This is a genomic window from Amycolatopsis arida (genome assembly GCF_900115565.1).
GTDB classification, from domain to species: Bacteria; Actinomycetota; Actinomycetes; order Mycobacteriales; family Pseudonocardiaceae; genus Yuhushiella; species Yuhushiella arida.
In genome coordinates, this window is the sequence record NZ_FOWW01000001.1 from 1,010,088 (window position 1) to 1,029,461 (window position 19,374).

Consider the following 19,374-nt stretch of genomic DNA (forward strand, 5'->3'; position numbering starts at 1 on the left):
CATGCCGACACCGTCATGCCCCGCGGCGCGGCGGCGCGGACGGCGAAGCTGGCCAGCCTCCCGCTGGGCATCGCCGGCCGCGCGGTCGGTGGTTGGGGGCGGCGGCTGACCGGGCAGAGCGCGGAGGAGGTCAACACAGCGCTGTCGGCGAAGGCCGCCGAACAGCTGTTCGAGGTGCTCGGCACGCTCAAGGGTGGCGCGATGAAGTTCGGCCAGGCGTTGAGCGTGTTCGAAGCGGCGGTCCCGGATGAGCTGGCCGCGCCCTACCGCGACGCGTTGACCAAGCTGCAGGCGGCGGCCCACCCGATGCCGGCTCGACAGACCCACCGGGTGCTCGCCGAGCAGCTCGGCCGTGGGTGGCGGGACCGGTTCGCCGACTTCGCCGACGAGCCCGCCGCGTCGGCCAGCATCGGGCAGGTCCACCGCGCCGTCTGGCACGACGGCCGGGAGGTCGCGGTCAAGGTGCAGTACCCGGGAGCGGACGAGGCCCTGCGCAGCGACCTCCGCCAGCTGCAGCGCTTCGCCCGGCTGTTCCAGGCACTGGTGCCGGGCACCGACGTCAAGCCGTTGCTGGCCGAGCTGGCCGCCCGCATGGACGAGGAGCTCGACTACCGGCTGGAGGCGGACAACCAGCGGGGGTTCGCGAAGACGTTCGCCGGGGACGACCACGTCTTGGTGCCCCGCGTGCTGGCCAGCGCGCCGAAGGTCGTGGTGAGTGAGTGGGTCTGCGGGACGCCGTTCGCGCACATCATCCGTGAGGGCACCACCGAGCAGCGGAACCGGGCGGGCCGGCTGCTCGCCGAGTTCCACTACTCGTCGCCGGCGCGGGCGCGGCTGCTCCACTCCGACCCGCATCCCGGCAACTTCATGCTGCTCGACGACGGTCGCCTGGGCGTGATCGACTTCGGGGCGGTGGCGCGGTTGCCGAACGGCACTCCACCCATGCTGGGGGTGATCATGCGGCTGGCGTTGGAGGGCCGTTCCGCCGAGCTGCTGGACGCCCTGCGTGCGGAAGGGTTCGTCCGGCCGGGTACCCGGCTCGACGCCGACGACGTCTACACCTACCTGGCGCCGCTGGTGGCGCCGCTGACCCAGGAGCGGTTCCACTTCACCCGGCGGTGGGCGCAGCAGCAGGCGCTGCGCATGGGCGACACCCGCAGCCAGGACTTCCGCACCGGCCGCTCGCTGAACCTGCCGCCGAACTGGCTGCTCATCCACCGGGTCACCGCAGGCGCCGTCGGCATCCTCTGCCAGCTCGACGCCGAACTGGAGTTGCGGGCCATCGTGGAGCGGTGGCAACCGGGTTTCGTGGCCGAATAGCCGGTCGGTTGTCCCCAACTTCTGGTTTCGGAGCACGACGGCTCCATTCGTCACGCCGAGTTGTCCACAGTTCACCGATTCCTGTTCCCCGCCCTCCCTTCCCTCGGCACCCTCGAGGCATGACCACTTCCACCAGCGCCCTCACCACCATCGGAACCGAGGGAGTCACCACCACCGGGGAACTGCACGCCGCCGGGCTGTCCAAGCGGATGATCAACAACCGCTGCCGACCCGGTGGCCCGTGGCGGCGTCTGCTTCCCCAGGTCGTCCTGCTCGGCAACGGCGCGCCGACCCGGAGCCAGCTCCTGCGCGCGGCGATCGGGCAGTTCGGCGACGACGCGGTGCTCACCGGTGTCGACGCCCTACGGGCACACGGGGTGGAGCTTCCACCGCCCCGAGCGGTGCACGTCCTGGTGCCGGCCACCCGGCGTGTCCTGCCGCCCGAGTTCATCCTGCTCGAACGCACCACGAGGCCACCCCATCCCGTGCGGGTGGACGGGCTGCCGTTCGCTCCCGCCGCGCGAGCGGCGGTGGACGCGGCCCGCCGGCAGACCGACCCCGACGCCCTGCGCAACGTACTCACCCTCCCGGTCTACTACGGCCTGTGCACCCTCGCCGGGCTGCGGGCCGAGTTGGAGGCCGGGAACCAACGGGGCAGCGCGGCCGTGCGTGCGGAGCTCCGCCGCCTGTACGACCAGCGGGCCACGTTCGTGCACGGCGCCGCCCGGCAACTCGTCGCCAGGGCACCCCTGGCCCGGCCGCTGTGGGACGTCACGATCTGTGATCTGCGGGGGCGGCGAATCGGCACGGTCGACGCGTGGTGGGACGACGTCGGAATGGGATGGCAGTTCGGGGCGTCGGAGGACGGTCGGCTGAACCACCTGGCGCTCACCGCCGCCGGCGTGGTGCTGGTGCGGACCGAGCGAGCGCGGGTGCGGGAGGACGCCCCGGGCGTCATCCGGGAGCTGGTGAGCGCCTTCGCCGCCGCCGCGGCCAGGGCACGGCCGCGTGTCGCGTACCGCAGCTCTTCGGCACGGCCTGACCGGAGGCTCACCAGTACTCGCTGGGCAGCTTCCCCTCGATGTCCCGGACGTGCGCTCGGGCGCATCGGGGACACCACCACTGGTGCCGGCCGTGGTTCTGGTCGAGCACCCACGACAGGTTCTCCACGGGGTCGCCGTGGGGGTCGCGGCGCGTCCCGCAGCGCGCACAGATCACGAGCTCGGAGCCCGTCACGCACGCCGTCCGGTGTGCACCGTGCGGGCGGAGAGGAGGTAGAGGTCGTCACGGGCGCCGAGGTACTCCGGCGCGTCCGGATCGAGCAGCAGGCGCACGGCGTCCCGGTCGCCGGGTGCCAGCAGCTCGTCGCCGACGTCGGCGAGCCAGGACATCCGTTCCAGCACGTAATCCCGAACCGGCGGCGTCGTCGGCGCGGGATGGTCGACGAGATAGCTGAAGGAGGTGATCTGCGCCAGGCCGGCACGGTGCAGTGCGCTGGCCCAGCCGTACGGCATCCGGACGGCGTCGGGGATGTCGGCACGCAGGCGGGCGAACCAGGCCGCGCGGGCGGCGGTCAGCCGGTCCTCCAGGCCCGGCTCGCCGACCCCGAGGTCCCACGGCAGGCAGCGTGCGTCGAGCCCACCTTCGGCGACGGCGAGCCGGCCGCCGTCCCGGAGGAGGGCGGCGAGCCGGCCGAGGGCGGTCTGCTGATCAGGTAGGTGATGCACGACGTGCGAAGCCCAGATCAGGTCGGCGGGCGGTACCAGGTCCGCGAGCGCGGGTGAGCCGGCGTCGGCGACGACCGTCTCGACCCGGACGGGCGGCCCGTCGTGCTCGGCCAGCTCGGCCCGCACAGTGGCCGAGGCCGCGGCCAACAGCTCGTCCACGGCGTCGAGCAGCACGAGCGTTCCGCCGCCGCGGCGGCGCAGCGCGGCGGCGAGCGCGGCGCTCATCCCGCCGGAGCCCGAGCCGATGTCGATCACCGTGGCGGCCGCGCCTAGGTCGGTGGTGAGCCGGTCGGCCACCGCGTCGAGCGCGGACCGCTCGAGGACGTCCGCGCGACGCAGCGCCGGAAGCCGGGATGCCCAGTCCACGTCGTCATGGGTGTGCGCCGTCACGCCTCCATCTAACACGAACTGTCGAACCGAACGCCGCAACGCGGCGAGTCCCGGCTGCGGTGCCCAGAGCGAACGACGGGACCGCCGAGGCCTGGGTGCTCTCCAGAGCCCGCGTCCGGTCCCGACAGCACCCGTCCCCACCGGCAAGGACGGGTCACACACGATGACGACATATCGACGAACCACTCCACAAGGGCGGGCGGAAGGAAGCGGGCGAGCCGGCGAAAGGCGGTGGGAGGGAGGGGGGAGGGGGAGGGGGAGGGGGCGAGAGATCCGAGGAAGAGCAGAGCCGGGGGAGACGAGAAGAGGAGACAGAGCACGAGGCACGGAGCAAGAAGTGACCATCGCCGAAAGCCATCGCCGAAAGCCGCCGCCGAAAGCCGCCGCCGGGAGCGCCGTCGGGAGCCGCCACCCGAAGCCGCCGCCGAGAGCCGCCTCGGGAGCCGCCGCCGGAAGCCGCCCCCGAGAACCACTGTCGGGAGCACCGGCCGGTCCGGCGTGGCCGTGGCGGCTATCTGCTGATTTGCCGGCGACCACCACCTGGACAGCCAGCGCAGCAACAACGCGATGCCGCGGGTCGTCGACCAGGTGTATGGCGCACAGGGCACAGCGCAGGGCACGGAGCACGGAGCACGGAGCACGGAGCACGGAGCACGGAGCACGGAGCACGGAGCACGGAGCACGGAGCCACTGTCACCCCTGCCGGTGAGAAAGCTGCTGCCCGATCCCGGCATCGAGGCGTATCGAAGCCACCAGGCCAGGCCGCGCGGGCGACATGTGTACGGGCGGCTCGCGCCCGATGGGACGGCCACCGGGTGCACTCGCAGCCGGACGGAGCCCAACGCTGGGGTGGCTTCGCTCGCGCCGGGCAATCGGTCGGCGATTTTTCGCGGGTCCCTCGGCAGTGGGCGTTCGCCACGCTCCGCGTACTGATCAGTATCCGCCGCCCAGACCGCAGGCGACTGCGGCGTCCGCCGGACACGGGGAATGACGACTCCGTCCGAAGTGCGCTCCCGACTGGCCACATCACGGCATCCGCACCATCACCCTCGGCACGCAGTCGCCGACCAGCCCATGGCGGACCATGATCCCCGCCGCCCTGGGCCGCTCGCCATCTCGTCGACCGTCTCGGGCGCGCCACCGCTGACGTCGCCCGTCGTGTCGTTCGTCGGACCCAGGCCGTCGAACGCCAGAACCCAGACGGGACCGGCGAACTCACATCCGGTCACGACTCCAGAGGCGCCCGTAGAGCGGAGAAGGGGTGTGGGGCAGAGGAAACCCCCACCCCACACCCCGATATCAGGACATTTCGTGTAATCAGGACGCGGCGCGGCCAGCCTTCCTGGTAGACCGGCGCGATGCCCTGATCCACGGGCGGGACGCGCGACCCGGCGGCTGCGGTCGCGTGCCGTGGACGTCCTCAACCAACTCCCGTATTCGGGCTCTGGCCAGGTCTTCGTAGAGCAACATCTTCGGGATCTCCTTGAACATGTTCGGTGCGGCGCTCGGTCGGTGGAGCGACGCGTGTTCGGTGTGCGCGCGGGTGCGCGGCGCGGCTGGAATCTCGTTGTTCGTCATGCCTTTTCGACCTGCCTCAGACGGTTCGGTGGGCGCGGGTCACGGTGGCCGGGCCACCATGCTGAACGGTTCGCTCGCGAACCCCACTCACGCCGCCACGCTCCGCCCCTCATGCTCGGGCTTGGACTCGACCACCGGGTTCTTCCGCGGCCGGCCGCGGGGACGCTTCCGCGCGATGACCACACCACGCTCGAAGATCTCCCCGCCCCAGACGCCCCAGGGCTCCCGCCGGGCCAGAGCACCGGCCAGGCAGGCCTCCCGCACCGGGCAGTCGGCGCACAACTGCTTGGCCCGCTCCAGCTCGGCCGGGGACTCCGCGAACCACAGGTCCGCGTCGCCGGACCGGCACGGCAGCTCGAGGTCCGGGCTGGACAGTGCGTCGAGCAGCCCACTGACTCCCCAGTCGGCGAGCTCGCCGGGTAACGCCTCCTCGGACACGAAGGCGGTTGCCGATGACATTCCGTATCTCCTTTGTGTATTCAGGGTTCTCTCACTGGCTGCCGGCGGTGGAACTCGAGCCGAACAGCACGAAGGCCGCGGATCCGATGTACGGTTCCGCGGCCTTCGTGAGCCTGTTCTCCTGACGGAGGGTCAGGGACCTCGCTCATCTACGGGCAGCGGAACACAGACCTGCTTGGCGATCAGCAGATCCTTGGTCACCGGGAGAAACGCCGGACGACGAACGTCGGCGTCGACTCGAGCGGTCTGGGTGAGGTCGCGGCGCTCCAGATACACATGCGCGGCGGCCTCGACCGACGGTCGGGTGGCCATGGACATGCCGATGCCCCGGCGAACGGCCGTGCACGCATTGGCGGCAGCGGACACACGGGTGCCAGGGACGGCGGTCAAGTAAGTGATCTTCATCCCAGGCACCTCCCCAGATGTCCGAACGGCTCGCCGTGTCGCGTCCCGGCGAATGTGGACGAGTCTCACGACCCGTACCTGCAGGTTATTGGTCCTCGACCGGCCGAGGCAACTGATTTTCGAGAAATCTTCCGAAGTCGCCGAAAATCGTGCCTGACCTGGACTTTCGCCGGCAGGAGCAGCTGACCGGGTGAGCCGACCGACTGCCTGCCCGGCTGCACCGCGATGGACGGTCGAGGGTCCGCCACGAGCAGTCGCCACACCGCCGCGGACAGCGAGCCGCGAACCCCGTCGCGGCTACGAAACGAGACACGAGCGTCACCGCGCCACGCCGCCGGAACGACCGCGAAGGCGGCGCTCGCCTACCGGGGCTCGGTGCCCCGCACCACCGCGAGCACCTCGGCGCCGAACCGCTCCAGCTTGGTGGCCCCGATCCCGGAGATCGACACCAGTGCGCGGTCGTCGGTCGGCCGCTGCTCGGCGATCGCCATCAAGGTGGCGTCGGTGAAGACGACGTAGGCGGGCACCCGCAGCTCGCGTGCCCGCTCGACCCGCCACGCCCTGAGCCGCTCCAGCAGGTCCTCGTCCAGATTGGACGGACACGACGCGCATCGGCCCAGCTTGATCTCCAGCGTCGCCATCAGCGGCCCGTTGCACGCCCGGCAACGGGCCTTCGTGCCCGTCGCCTTCGGCAGCCCGCGGGGCACCCGCGCGGCCGGATGGTCCTCCGGCACCAGACCGTAGAGGAACCGGCTGCGCCGCCGGGTGCGCCGTCCCCCGCTCCCCCTGGCCAGCGCCCAGGACAGCCACAGGTGCTCGCGTGCCCTGGTCACCCCCACGTAGAACAACCTGCGCTCCTCCTCGACCGCGACGTCGTCCCCGTCGGCGTGCTGGATCGGCAACGTCCCGTCGGCGAGGCCGACCAGGAACACGGCCTCCCACTCCAACCCCTTCGCCGCGTGCAGCGACGCCAGCGTCACGCCCTCGACCGTGGGCGGGTGCTGCGCCGCGGCCCGCTGCTCGAGCTCGCCGACGAAGTGCCCCACCGTCGCGCCGTCCACGGTGCCGGCCAGCTCCTCGGCGAGCTCGACGAGCGCGAGCAGCGCGTCCCACCGCTCCCTGGCCGCGCCGCCCGCCGGCGGCTGGTCGGTCAGCCCGACCCCGGCCAGCACCCGCCGGACCTGCGGCACGAGCGGCCCCGCCGGCGCGTCGGCCGCCGCCGACCGCAGGGCCGCCATCGCCTGGCGCACCTCCCTGCGGTCGAAGAAGCGCTCCCCGCCGCGGACCAGGTACGGGATGTCCGCCTCGGTCAACGCCTGCTCGTACACCTCCGACTGGGCGTTGACCCGGAACAGGACCGCGATCTCGCTCGCCGACACGCCCGCGTCCAGCAGCTCCCGGACGCGCCGCGCGACGGCGGCGGCCTCGGTGGACTCGTCGTCGTACTCGGCGAACCGTGGCGGTGCCCCGTCCGGCCGCTGCCCCACCAGCCGCAGCCGCGACCCAGCCGGCCGGCCCCTGGCCGCGCCGATCACCTTGTTCGCCAACTCCACGACCTGGGGGGTGGACCGGTAGTCCCGTTCGAGCCGGACCACCACCGCTTCGGGGAAGCGCCGGGTGAACTCGAGCAGCGGTCGCGGCGAGGCACCGCCGAACGAGTAGATCGTCTGGTTGGCGTCGCCCACGACGGTGAGGTCGTCGCGGTCCCCCAGCCAGGCGTCGAGCAGCCGGTGCTGCAGCGGCGTGACGTCCTGGTACTCGTCCACCACGAAGCAGCGGTACCGGTCACGGAACTCGGTGGCGACCGCGCCGTGCTCCTCCAGCGCGGCGGTCGTGTGCAGCAGCAGGTCGTCGAAGTCCAGCAGCCGCGCGTCGTTCTTGATCTTCTCGTAGGTGCGGTAGACCTCGGCCACCCGTTCCGGGGACTCCGGCGTGTCCCGGCGCAACCGGGCCGCCACGGCGGGGTAGTCGTCCGGGCCGACCAACGACGCCTTGGCCCACTCGATCTCCCCGGCGAGGTCGCGCAGCACCTCGGGCTCGGTGCCGGCGCCGGCCCGGTGAGCGGCCTGCCCGACGAGGCGGAGCTTGCCCTCCACCAGGTCCCACTGTCGGTCGCCGACGACCCTCGGCCAGAAGTAGCGGAGCTGCCGCAGGGCAGCCGCGTGGAAGGTGCGCGCCTGCGCGCCGGGCACGCCGAGCGCGCGCAGCCGGGTACGCATCTCCCCCGCGGCGCGCGCGGTGAACGTGACCGCGAGGACCTGGTTCGCCGCGACGTGGCCGGATCGCACCAGGTAGGCGATGCGATGGGTGATCGTACGGGTCTTGCCGGTGCCCGCGCCGGCGAGGACGCACACGGGGCCGCGGGGCGCGGTCGCGGCGGCCCGCTGCTCGGGGTCGAGCCCGTCGAGCAGGTCCGGTTGACGCGGTGCCGAAGGTGCGCTGCCCACGGCCGCATCCTCGCAGAGGGGGCCGACGCTCACCCGTCCGCCCACCCGCCCGTATCCTGGTTCATATGGCGGGAAAGCAGGACAAGGAAGCTGCCAAGCAGGCCAAGCAGGCCAAACGCGCCGCGAGCAAGGCGAAGCGGAAGCAGATCTTCCAGGCCTTCACGATGCAGCGCAAGGAAGACAAGGCGCTCATCCCGTGGATGCTGGGCTCGTTCCTGGTGGTCGGCGGTGCCGTGTTCGGCATCGGCTTCCTGCTGGACGTTCCGTGGCTGCTGCTCCCGCTCGGCATCATGCTCGGCCTGCTGGCCGCCGTGATCGTCTTCGGACGCCGGGTGCAGAAGACCGTGTACGCGAAGGCCGACGGGCAGCCGGGCGCGGCCGCGTGGGCCCTGGACAACCTCCGGGGCCGGCACTGGCGGGTGACCCAGACGGTCGCCGCGACGACACAGCTGGACGCGGTGCACCGCGTGCTCGGGATGCCGGGTGTCGTGCTGGTCGCCGAGGGTGCGCCGCACCGGGTCAAGAGCTTGCTGGCGCAGGAGAAGAAGCGGGTGTCCCGGCTGGTCGGCGAGACGCCGATCTACGATGTCGTGGTCGGGCACGAGGAGGGTCAGGTCCCGCTGCGGAAGTTGCAGAACTACCTGACCAAGCTGCCGCGCAACCTCAAGCCCAAGCAGGTGGCCGCGTTGGAGGCGAAGCTGGCCGCACTGGGCAACCGCGGCGCGGCGTTGCCGAAGGGGCCGATGCCGCAGGGCGCCAAGATGCGCAACGTGCAGCGCACCATCCGCCGCCGCTGACCGCGTTCCCCGCCTGGAGTGAGACCGAGGTCCGGCGCCGACCACCGTTCGGCACCTCGTGAGCGCCGGACGGGCGAGCGGGGCTGGCGCGAGCCGGGGAGGCTCGTCGCGCTCCGGGACGAGTTCGGCACCGAGCAGCGCACGCTTCGCGACAGCCTCAGCACCCGGCGGCAGGCCCGCCACGCACCCAACCGGAACGCCACCGCTCGCGCGCCCACGCCTCCGGCCGACTCAGCGGGTAGCGCGCCGGCCACGGATGCGGCTAGCCGAGGCCCCTTTGCCGGCGGTTGGCTCCCGGTACGGCCGTCCACCGCCTCGGTGGCGGCGCGAGCGGCCGGCGCCACCGTCACGGCGATGCTGACCCGACCGCGAGCCCACCGTACTCACCAACGCAGCGAGCCCAACCGACCGGCGCCGAGCGCCTCCCGGGACAGAGCACCCAGCCGAGAACATCACCCGAGTGCGTCGACCGAACTGAAAGCGAACCGCCACCGGTAACCCGCCCACCCAATCGGGGGCCGGCGCCCAGGTCCATTCTATCGAGGGTCGGGGCCGAGGAAGGGGTGCGCGGAAATCTGTGGATCACTGACGGGTGATGTGGACAACTCGCCTCGGCCGAGGAGAGGGTGACGCATCGTCACCGCGGTGACCAGCCCGTCACCCAGCGCGACCACGGACGGATGATTCACCGCCGTTCGCGGATCCGGGGCGGCGGCCGGCCGCGTCGCAGCCGGCATGGACATGGGTGAACTGAGTGCGCGGGCCGCCAGGGGCGACCAGGACGCGTGGCGGGCTCTGGTCCGATGTGGAACCCCACGGCTGCGTGCCACGGCCCGCCGGTACGGGCTGTCCGCCACCGACGCCGAGGACGTCTGCCAGGAGACCTGGCTGGCGCTCGCCCGCTACCTGCCGGCGATCCGCGAACCGGCCTGCGTCCCCGCGTGGCTGGCCACCACGGCACGCCGGCAGGCGCAGCGCAAGGTGATGCGGCGGGACCGCGACCAGTCTCCCCCGTGGCAGACCGAGGACGCCACCGCGCTCGGCGGGGTCGCTCCCTCCGCGGAGGCGCTCGCCCTGCGCGCGGAGCGCAACCGGGCCTTCTGGCGCGCCGTCGCCAGGATGACGGAACGGCGCAGACGGCTGATGCACCTGCTGGTCCTGCGCCCGGAGCTCACCCACGCGGAACTGGCCGTCGAGCTGGGCGTCGCCCCCGGCAGCATCGGCCCGCTGCGCACCCGGTCCTTCGCCGAGCTCCGGCTCCGCCTGCGCGCGGAAGGCGTCGACGCCGCCGACCTCCCCTGACGGTGGGCCTCAGCGCATCCGGATGACCACGGTGCCCGTCAACCGGTCGTGCCAGCCACGCGCGTCGGCGTTGCGCACCGCCGCTGGAACGATCAACGCGGTCAGCGCGGCGCGCACCACGGCCCGCCACGCGCCGACGTACGCCGCGCCGTCCAGCCGGGCGACCCGGATCCCCGTCGCCGCCATCCCGGGCGTGAACCCGAACAACGCCGCCGCCGGCACGGTCAGCAGCGCCCACACCGCGACCGCCCACAGGTTGAACTGCTGCATCACCGCGGGATCGGCGAGCTGCGGCCGGAAGAACAACGCCGTCACCAGCGACGCCGCCACCAGGTCGAGCAGGAACCCCAGCAAGCGCCGCCCGCCACCGGCCGCGGCGCCGACCCCGTCCTCCGGCAGGCCCAGCCGCTCGCCCGGCCAGCGCGGCGGCTCGCCGCCCATCCGCCCGGCCGCGGGCGCGGACAACCACTCGCCGGTCCACTTCACCACCCGTCCAGGGTATGCCGCTGGCGTTCGGCGCCCCCACCTGGTCGACTCGACGAAGGCCGCCGCGCCCGTGTGCCCGGCATCGGCCCACCCGTTAACACCGGCGAAACATTCGGGTGATGGTCGGGCAACACCGCGCTCCTAGCTTTAGCCGACATAGCGCACTACCGCGGGCCACGACCATGAAGGAGTTACCCAGGGTGTCCACCAGTCCAGACGATATCCAGCGCCTCATCGCGGACGAGGACGTTCAGTTCGTCGACGTCAGGTTCTGCGACCTGCCCGGCGTGATGCAGCACTTCACCGTGCCCGCCAAGTCCTTCGACGCCGACGCCTTCGAGGAGGGCCTCGCCTTCGACGGCTCGTCGGTGCGCGGCTTCCAGTCGATCCACGAGTCCGACATGCTGCTGCTGCCGGACCCGGCCACCGCGCGAATCGACCCGTTCCGCAAGCAGAAGACGCTGTCGCTCAACTTCTTCGTGCACGACCCGTTCACCCGCGAGCCCTACAGCCGCGACCCCCGGAACATCGCGCGCAAGGCCGAGCAGTACATCACCGAGTCCGGCGTCGCCGACACCGCGTACTTCGGCCCCGAGGCCGAGTTCTACATCTTCGACTCGGTGCGCTTCGACTCCGCGGAGAACGGCTCCTTCCACGAGATCGACTCCGTCGAGGGCTGGTGGAACACCGGCACCGAGGAGGAGGGCGGCAACCGCGGCTACAAGACCAAGTACAAGGGCGGCTACTTCCCGGTGCCGCCGGTCGACCACTTCGCCGACCTGCGCGACGAGGTCACCCAGAACCTGATCGGGTCCGGCTTCACGGTCGAGCGTGCCCACCACGAGGTCGGCACCGCTGGCCAGGCGGAGATCAACTACCGGTTCAACACGCTGCTGCACGCCGCGGACGACCTGCAGCTGTTCAAGTACATCGTGAAGAACACGGTGTGGGCGGCGGGCAAGACCGCGACGTTCATGCCGAAGCCACTGTTCGGCGACAACGGCTCGGGCATGCACACCCACCAGTCGCTGTGGAAGGACGGCCAGCCGCTGTTCCACGACGAGTCGGGCTACGCCGGCCTCTCCGACACCGCTCGGCACTACATCGGCGGCCTGCTCAAGCACGCGCCGAGCCTGCTGGCGTTCACCAACCCGACGGTGAACTCCTACCACCGCCTGGTGCCCGGCTTCGAGGCCCCGGTCAGCCTGGTCTACTCGCAGCGCAACCGCTCCGCCTGCGTCCGGATCCCGATCACCGGGAACAACCCGAAGGCCAAGCGCGTCGAGTTCCGCTGCCCGGACTCGTCCGGCAACCCGTACCTGGCCTTCGCCGCCATGACGATGGCCGGCCTCGACGGCATCCGCAACAAGATCGAGCCGCCGGAGCCGATCGACAAGGACCTCTACGAGCTGCCGCCGGAGGAGGCCCGCGACGTCAAGCTGGTGCCGGGCGACCTCGGCACCGTGCTGGACACCCTGGAGGCCGACCACGAGTACCTGCTCGAGGGCGGGGTGTTCACCCCCGACGTGATCGAGACGTGGATCGCGTTCAAGCGCGAGCACGAGATCGACCCGCTGCGGCTGCGCCCCCACCCCTACGAGTTCGCGCTGTACTACGACGTGTGACACGCGTCGTGTGACCGACGTCCTCCGGCAGGGGACCACACCGGCGGCGAGGAGCGGAAACGCCCTCGCCGCCGGCGTTTCACAATGATCCACAAAACGTTTAGGGTGCCCCTCGGACGAGAGGTGGTGGGGTCGCGTGGCGTGGGCGACGCTGGACGGGGTGCGCCTGTACTACCAGGTGCGGGGCACGGGGAGCTCGCTGGTGCTGGTGCACGGGTCGTGGGACGACCACCACAGCTGGGCCAGGGTCACGCCGCACCTCACCGGGTCGTTCCGGGTGCTCGGCTACGACCGCCGCGGACACGGCGCCAGCACCTGCCCGCCCGGCCAGGGCAGCATCCACGAGGACGTCGCGGACCTGCTCGCGCTGCTCGAACGCACCGGCAGCTCCCCGGCGCACGTGGTGGGCCACTCCTACGGCTCGTCGATCGCCCTGCTCGCCGCACTGCGCCGGCCCGACCTGGTCACCCGGCTGACCCTGCACGAGCCACCGCTGTTCGCGCTGCTCGCCGGCGGCCCCTACGACCACCTGCTGCACGAGGTCGGCGCGAAGATGCGCCGCGCGGTGGAGCTGTGCGAGTCCGGCGAGGTGGAGGCGGGCGCCCGGCTGTTCGTCGAGGAGGTCGGCTTCGGCTCCGGCAACTGGGAGCACACGCTGACCCCCGACCTGCGGAAGACGTTCGTCGAGCACGCCGACACATGGCTGGACCAGTCCCGCGATCCGGATCGGATGGCGGTCGACCGGGCGGCGCTGACCCGGCTGACGGTGCCCACGGTGCTCACCGAGGGGGATCGCGGCCTGCCCTGGTACCCCCCGGTGATGGACGAGCTGGCCCGCTGCATCCCCGGGGCGCGGCGGGAGCGCATCGCCGGCGCCGCGCACGCCCCGCACCTGACCCACCCCGCGGAGTTCGCCGCCGTCGTCAGCGGCTGAGCGACGGCTGACGACTCAGGCTTCGCCGCAGAGCACCGCGACGTCCACCCCGGCGCGCTCCATCGCCGCCTTCGGGTCGTCGACCAGCTTGCGGCGCTCGAGGTCCATCAGGCCGAGCGTGCAGGTGATCTCCGCGGCCACCGTGCCGTCCGTCTTGGTGATCGTGGAGTCCATCCGGAACGTCTTGCCCCCGCCGAACTTCGTCACGCAGCTCACGTCGACCTCGTCGCCGGCGCGCAGCTCGCGCCGGAAGACGATGTGCGACTCCAGCAGCACCGCCGCCTGCCGCGCCGCCGCCAGCCCGCCGGCGAGCCCACCAGCCTTCTCCACCAGCTCCAGCCGGGCAACCTCGCCGTAGGAGTGGTACACGGCGTGGTTGACGTGCCCCAGGGTGTCCAGCTCGTAGTGGCGGACCTTGATCCGCACCCGGAACGGTTCGCGCTCGATCACGCCCACACTGTAGGTGGGCGCACCGACAGTGACGCGGAAACGTGACCAACCGGTCAGTCCTCGTAGAACAGCCGCTGCACCACCGCGTGCGCGCGCCGGGTGGTGCGCCGGTAGTAGTCGAGGAACTCGCCGGGATCGTCGTCGGCGGAATAGCCGAACACCCTGGCCACCGCGGCGAGCTCCCGCCCGGAGGTGGGCAGCTGGTCGACCGGCTTGCCGCGGGCCAGGGTCGCCGCGTTGCGCGCCCTCGTCGCGAGCTGCCACGCCTCCACCAGGTGCCCCACGTCGGCCTCCGCGGCCAGGCCCGCCGCGCCGAGCGCGCGCAGCGCCTCCGGCGTCGACATCGTCCGGAGCGCGGGGATCTCGTGCGCGTACCGCAGCTGCCACAGCTGCGCGGTCCACTCGACGTCGGCCAGCCCGCCGCGGCCGAGCTTGGCGTGCACCGTCGGGTCGGCACCGCGCGGCATCCGCTCGGTCTCCACCCTGGCCTTGATCCGCCGTACCTCCCGCACCTTGGCCGCGTCGAGCCCGCCCTCCGGGTAGCGGACCGGGTCGATCGCGGCGACGAACTCGTTCCCGAGGTCGGGGTCGCCGGCGACGAACCGGGCGCGCAGCAGGGCCTGCGCCTCCCACACCTCACCCCATCGGGCGTAGTAGGCGCGGTAGGAGTCGAGGGTGCGCACCAGCGGGCCCTGACGCCCCTCGGGCCGGAGGTTCGCGTCGACCTGCAGCGCCGGGTCCTGGCTGGGCGCGCCGAGCACCTTCCGCACGGTCTCGGCGACAGCGGTGGCGAACTTCAGCGCCGCGCCGTCGTCGGCGCCCTCGGCCGGCCGGCACACGAACAGCACGTCGGCGTCGGAGGAGTAGCCCAACTCGGCCCCGCCCAGCCGGCCCATCCCGATCACCGCGATCCGCGCCGGCTCGCCGCCCACCTCGGCGGCCTTCGCGCGGATGGCGGCGGCGAGCGCGGCCTGCAGCACCGCCGACCACACCGACGACAGCGCCCCACACACCGCGGGCACGTCGAGCAGGCCCAGCAGGTCGGCGCACGCGACGCGGAGCAGCTCGTGCCGGCGCAGCGACCTGGCCGCCGCGACCGCCGCGTTCAACCCCGGCTGCCGCCGGGCCGCGGCCCGCAGCGACCGCGCCACCTCCTCCGGCGAGCGCCCGGCCAACCGTTCGGGGTCGCCGAGCAGCTGCAGCACCTCCGGGGCGCGGACCAGCAGGTCCGGCACGAGCTTGGCGGTTCCGAGCAGCATGGCCAGCCGCTCCACCACCGCCGGCTCGTCGCGCAGCACCCGCAGGTACCACGGCGTCTCGGCGAGCGCCTCCGACACCCGCCGGTAGGCGAGTAGGCCGCCGTCCGGGTCGGGGGTGTCGGCGAGCAGGTCGAGCAGCACCGGCAGCAGCGTCTGCTGGATGGCCGCCCGCCGGGACACCCCGGTGGTGAGGGCCCTGATGTGGTGCAGCGCGCCGTCCGGTGCGGTGTAGCCGAGCGCGGCCAGCCGGCTGGCGGCCTGCTCGGTGGTCAGCCGCAGCGCCGCGGTCGGCACCCTGGCGACGGCGTCCAGCAGCGGCCGGTAGAACAGCTTCTCGTGCAGCCGGCGGATGCGCTGCAGGTGCCGGCGGAACTCGGTGAGCAGCACCTCGCCCTCGCCGCGGCCCCGGGACGGCCGCACCCCGCACGCGCGGGCCAGCCAGCGCAGCTCGGCGGTCCGCGCCGGGTCGGGGAAGAGGTGGGTGCGGCGGAGCCGGCGCAGCTGCAGCCGGTGCTCCACGGTGCGCAGGAACTCGTAGCTGGCCTCCAGCTCGGCGGCGTCGGCCCGGCCCACGTAGCCGCCGGCGCCGAGCGCGCGCAACGCCTCGATCGTGGACGCCGAGCGCAACGCGGTGTCGGCCCTGCCGTGCACGAGCTGCAGGAGCTGCACGGCGAACTCCACGTCACGCAGGCCGCCGCGGCCGAGCTTGAGCTCGCGGTCGACCAGCTCGGCGGGCACGTGCCGCTCCACCCTGCGGCGCATCTGCTGGACGTCGGTGACGAAGTTCTCCCGTTCCGCCGCCGACCAGACGAGCGGGGTGACGAGCTCGACGTATCGCCCACCGAGCGCGGCATCACCGGCGGCGGGGCGGGCCTTGAGCAGCGCCTGGAACTCCCAGGTGCGGGCCCACTTCGCGTAGTAGGCCTCGTGGCCGTCGAGGGTGCGCACCAGCGCCCCGGCCTTGCCCTCGGGACGAAGCGCGGCGTCCACCTCGAAGCAGGCCCGGCCGACCACCCGCAGCATCCCGGCGGCCACCCGGGTAGCCACCTGCAGGTCACCGTCGCCGACGAAGATCACGTCGACGTCGCTGACGTAGTTCAGCTCCCGCCCCCCGCACTTGCCCATGGCCACGACCGCGAGCCGGGCCGTGTCCACCGCGCCGCCGTCGCCCTGCTCGTGCTCGGCGACGGCGAGGCCGGCCCGTAGCGCGGCGTCGGCGAGCGTGGTGAGCCGGTCGGCGACCTCGGCGTAGGGCAGCTCCGGCACCTCGGGCTGCACGAGGTGGGCGAGGTCGGCCGCGGCGACCTCCAGCAGCAACCCGCGGTAGGCCGCGCGCAGGGCCGCCTCGGCGGCCGCGCCGGTGAGCGGACCGGCCGGGGGGCGGACGGCGGCGAGCAGATCCGCCGGGTACTCCTCCGGTGCGGTCCCGGCGCCGGCGAGCCGGCGCCACTGCCCTGGGTTGGCGACGAGGAAGTCGGTCAGCGCGGTGGACGTGCCGAGCACGGCCAGCAGCCGGCCACGCAGCGCCGCGTCGGCGCGGAGCGCGGCCAGGAGCTCCGGCCAGGCGGCCTCGTCGGCCTCCCGGATCCGCTCCGCCCCGCGCAGCGCCTGGTCGGGTTCCGGGCTTCGGGCGAAGGCGGCGAGCACGCTGCCGGCTCCGTCCGCGGGGCCGTCGGTAGCCCACCAGCCGGCGGCACGCAACCGCTGCTCGGCGTGCTCGTCCGTGAAGCCGAACCTGGCGACGGACGCCGTCGGTCGGGGGCGTTCTGCCGGTCGTTCCGCCATGACCGGTCACCGTAGCCGGAGCGCGGTGGGCATGCCGGTCACGCCAGCGGCAGGCCGGGCCGGACGGCCCCGGCCGGCGCGAGGCTGCCGTCGGCGAGGCGGACGAACCGGTGGGCGAACGGCCGCCAGGTCTCGGCGATGTCGGCGTGGGCCGCGGCCAGCGCGTCGTGGTCGAGTGTGCCGGGGCGGGCGTGCTCGGCCATGGCGGGCGCGTCGGCGGCCCAGCCGAGCACCATCTCCGGGGTGGTCTCGATGTGGAACTGCAGGCCGTAGGCGCAGCGGCTCAGCCGGAACGCCTGGTGCGGGTACGTGGGCGCGGAGGCCAGCAGCTCGGCGCCGGGCGGGAGCCGGTCGATTGCGTCCTGGTGGAACTGAAGCACGTCCGGCATCAGCGGCAGCTCGGCGAAGAGCGGGTCGACCCAGGCGGCGTCCTTCTTCGCCACCAGCGCCGGGCCCACCTCGGGGCCATGGGCGCCGCGGCGGACGGTGCCGCCGGTGGCGACGGCGAGCAGCTGCGCGCCGAGGCACACGCCGAGGGTCGGCACGCCGGTACCGGCGGCGGTGCCGAGCAGGCGGCGCACGCCGGCCAGCCACGGGTGGTGGACGTCGTCCTCGGCGTTCATGCCGCCGCCGAGGCAGACCACGCCGCGGTGCTCGGTGAGATCGTCGGGCAGGCGCTCGGCGTGTGGCCGGAGCACGTCCAGCTCGGCGCCGGCCTCGGTCAGCCATTCCCCCAACGCGCCGGGCGGGTCGGTGTCGTCGGGCTGGATCACCAGCAGGCGTGCGTTTCCCACACCGCCAGGGTACGTGTCACCGGTCGACGAACGTGACCTCGCGGAACGGGGCGACCAGGCGGTAACCGAGGCGCTGGTAGATCCCGTTCGACACGGGGTTGCCCGTGTCGGTGTACAGCACGACGTGCGGAATGCCGGCCCGCCGGGCGCGCAGGGACAGCGCGGCGGTGACCGCGGCGGCGTAACCGCGGCCACGGTGCTCGGGTGGGGTGTAGACGTAGCCGATCCTGGTCATGCCGGCGCCGGGACGCTTCATCGTGGCGGTGGAGACCGGCTCGCCGGCGACGGTCCAGACGCCGATGGTGTCTCCGGCGGTCACGAGGGCCCGGACCGTGTCGAGCGGATCTGGGTCGGCCGGTGCGGTGGGCATGGTCTCCGCCTTGAACGCCAGCCGCCAGCGGGCGACCAGCTCGGCGGTGCCGTCGCCGGCGGCGGTGCCGGCACTGTCGCGGACGACGTTGCCGGCCGTCCTCGCGCCGTTCTCGGCGCCGGCGTCACCGAGGACGCGGAGCTCCCCGGACATGTCCGCCGGAGGGCGGAGCTCGCCGAGCCGGTACAGCAGCATCGGTCGCTCGACGCCGGTGGTCGTCCCGGCGACGGCCGTCCACGCGGCGGCGAAGGCGTCGACCCGGTCGGCGGGGCCCATGGCCGCGGGCGCTCGGGTGGCCGCGCGGGCGAGGGCCCGCGCCATCGGTTGCGCGCATCCGGTGGGTAGGCCGCTCACCGCCAGCGGCCACGATCCCTCGCTCAGCACCACGCCACGCACGTCGCCGTCCGTCTCGATGGCGGCCATGACCGTCGCGGTGCCTTCTCGTTCGACGTTGTCCAGCGCGGTCAACGCGGTGGTGTGCAACACCGGGTCGGCGGCGTAGAACGGCCGCGCCACCCGGGCGAACGCCTTGGTGTGCGAGTACAGCTGGGCCTCCACCCCGCCACTGTCGCACCGACCAAGATCGGGAGGCCACCGATTTCTCCCCGGCGGGCGGCGGAAGAGGCGCACATGCGAACGGCCCGCTGGGGGGCCGTGGTGGCTGCCCAGCGGGCCGTTCGGTGGGGTTGTTGTTCGGCGGTGTCCTACTCTCCCACACCCCTTCGGGTGCAGTACCATCGGCGCTGGCAGGCTTAGCTTCCGGGTTCGGAATGGGTCCGGGCGTGGCCCTGCCGCTATGACCACCGAAACACCTTGTCACACACCCACTGTTTTATAGTGTGGTGTGGTGTTTCAGAGTTGTAGAGTGGACGCGAAGCATGTTTGTGGGCAAGTCCTCGGCCTATTAGTACCAGTCAACTCGAGAACACATTGCTGTGCTTCCATTTCTGGCCTATCAACCCAGTGGTCTGCTGGGGGCCTTAACCCACAAAGGGGTGGGAGACCTCATCTAGGAACAGGCTTCCCGCTTAGATGCCTTCAGCGGTTATCCCTTCCGAACGTGGCTAACCAGCCATGCCACTGGCGTGACAACTGGCATACCAGAGGTTCGTCCGTCCCGGTCCTCTCGTACTAGGGACAGCCTTCCGCAAGTCTCCTACGCGCGCGGCGGATAGGGACCGAACTGTCTCACGACGTTCTAAACCCAGCTCGCGTGCCGCTTTAATGGGCGAACAGCCCAACCCTT

General features: G+C 72.5%; 14 protein-coding genes and 2 rRNA genes. 5 read left to right on the forward strand and 11 right to left on the reverse strand.

What is annotated here, in order from left to right:
- The first annotated feature begins 15 nt into the window (after nt 1–15).
- The gene (locus tag BM051_RS04745) at nt 16–1,320 is read left to right on the forward strand and encodes an ABC1 kinase family protein (RefSeq protein WP_092528562.1); all 1,305 of its coding nucleotides are present in this window, start codon (nt 16–18) and stop codon (nt 1,318–1,320) included.
- A gap of 1,232 nt (nt 1,321–2,552) precedes the next feature.
- Here the strand turns inward: BM051_RS04745 and BM051_RS04760 are convergent.
- From BM051_RS04760 to BM051_RS04775, 4 genes are all read right to left on the reverse strand, one after another.
- Nucleotides 2,553–3,437 (reverse strand): class I SAM-dependent methyltransferase, encoded by an 885-nt coding sequence (locus tag BM051_RS04760; protein ID WP_092528264.1) that lies wholly within the window; start codon nt 3,435–3,437, stop codon nt 2,553–2,555.
- Between the two features lie 1,665 nt (nt 3,438–5,102).
- A complete protein-coding gene (locus BM051_RS04765; protein WP_092528266.1) occupies nt 5,103–5,474 on the reverse strand; it encodes a WhiB family transcriptional regulator in 372 nt (123 codons plus the stop codon).
- A 132-nt stretch (nt 5,475–5,606) separates the two neighbouring features.
- Nucleotides 5,607–5,879, reverse strand: a complete 273-nt coding sequence (locus BM051_RS04770) for a hypothetical protein (RefSeq protein WP_092528268.1) — start codon at nt 5,877–5,879, stop codon at nt 5,607–5,609.
- 362 nt (nt 5,880–6,241) lie between these two features.
- Nucleotides 6,242–8,326 carry an ATP-dependent DNA helicase UvrD2 gene (locus BM051_RS04775; protein ID WP_092528270.1) on the reverse strand — a complete coding sequence of 695 codons (2,085 nt, stop codon included), beginning with the start codon at nt 8,324–8,326 and terminating at the stop codon, nt 6,242–6,244.
- A gap of 65 nt (nt 8,327–8,391) precedes the next feature.
- Between BM051_RS04775 and BM051_RS04780 the strand changes: the two genes are divergently transcribed.
- On the forward strand, nt 8,392–9,123 hold the full coding sequence (locus tag BM051_RS04780; protein WP_092528272.1) for a DUF4191 domain-containing protein: 732 nt from the start codon (nt 8,392–8,394) through the stop codon (nt 9,121–9,123).
- A 741-nt stretch (nt 9,124–9,864) separates the two neighbouring features.
- Nucleotides 9,865–10,425, forward strand: a complete 561-nt coding sequence (locus BM051_RS04785; protein ID WP_092528566.1) for an RNA polymerase sigma factor — start codon at nt 9,865–9,867, stop codon at nt 10,423–10,425.
- Nucleotides 10,426–10,434: 9 nt separating this feature from the next.
- Here the strand turns inward: BM051_RS04785 and BM051_RS04790 are convergent, their stop codons facing one another.
- Nucleotides 10,435–10,914, reverse strand: coding sequence for an RDD family protein (locus BM051_RS04790; RefSeq protein ID WP_092528274.1), 480 nt, complete (start codon nt 10,912–10,914; stop codon nt 10,435–10,437).
- Between the two features lie 197 nt (nt 10,915–11,111).
- On the opposite strand from BM051_RS04790, the gene glnA reads away from it, so the two are divergent.
- Together glnA and BM051_RS04800 are read left to right on the forward strand one after the other, a co-directional pair.
- Nucleotides 11,112–12,536: a type I glutamate--ammonia ligase gene (gene glnA, locus BM051_RS04795; RefSeq protein WP_092528276.1), complete on the forward strand. Its 1,425-nt coding sequence runs from the start codon at nt 11,112–11,114 to the stop codon at nt 12,534–12,536.
- A 136-nt stretch (nt 12,537–12,672) separates the two neighbouring features.
- Nucleotides 12,673–13,470, forward strand: coding sequence for an alpha/beta fold hydrolase (locus BM051_RS04800; RefSeq protein WP_092528278.1), 798 nt, complete (start codon nt 12,673–12,675; stop codon nt 13,468–13,470).
- Nucleotides 13,471–13,485: 15 nt separating this feature from the next.
- On the opposite strand, the gene BM051_RS04805 is transcribed toward BM051_RS04800, so the two are convergent.
- The 6 genes from BM051_RS04805 to BM051_RS04830 all read right to left on the reverse strand — a co-directional run.
- Nucleotides 13,486–13,920 carry an acyl-CoA thioesterase gene (locus BM051_RS04805; RefSeq protein WP_092528568.1) on the reverse strand — a complete coding sequence of 145 codons (435 nt, stop codon included), beginning with the start codon at nt 13,918–13,920 and terminating at the stop codon, nt 13,486–13,488.
- Nucleotides 13,921–13,973: 53 nt separating this feature from the next.
- The gene (locus BM051_RS04810; RefSeq protein WP_092528280.1) at nt 13,974–16,964 is read right to left on the reverse strand and encodes a bifunctional [glutamine synthetase] adenylyltransferase/[glutamine synthetase]-adenylyl-L-tyrosine phosphorylase; all 2,991 of its coding nucleotides are present in this window, start codon (nt 16,962–16,964) and stop codon (nt 13,974–13,976) included.
- A gap of 38 nt (nt 16,965–17,002) precedes the next feature.
- On the reverse strand, nt 17,003–17,758 hold the full coding sequence (locus BM051_RS04815; protein WP_092528282.1) for a type 1 glutamine amidotransferase: 756 nt from the start codon (nt 17,756–17,758) through the stop codon (nt 17,003–17,005).
- 16 nt (nt 17,759–17,774) lie between these two features.
- Nucleotides 17,775–18,686 carry a GNAT family N-acetyltransferase gene (locus tag BM051_RS04820; protein WP_092528283.1) on the reverse strand — a complete coding sequence of 304 codons (912 nt, stop codon included), beginning with the start codon at nt 18,684–18,686 and terminating at the stop codon, nt 17,775–17,777.
- A 133-nt stretch (nt 18,687–18,819) separates the two neighbouring features.
- Nucleotides 18,820–18,936: ribosomal RNA gene (rrf, locus tag BM051_RS04825) — 5S ribosomal RNA — on the reverse strand.
- A gap of 76 nt (nt 18,937–19,012) precedes the next feature.
- A 23S ribosomal RNA gene (locus tag BM051_RS04830) occupies nt 19,013–19,374 on the reverse strand; the annotation flags it as partial.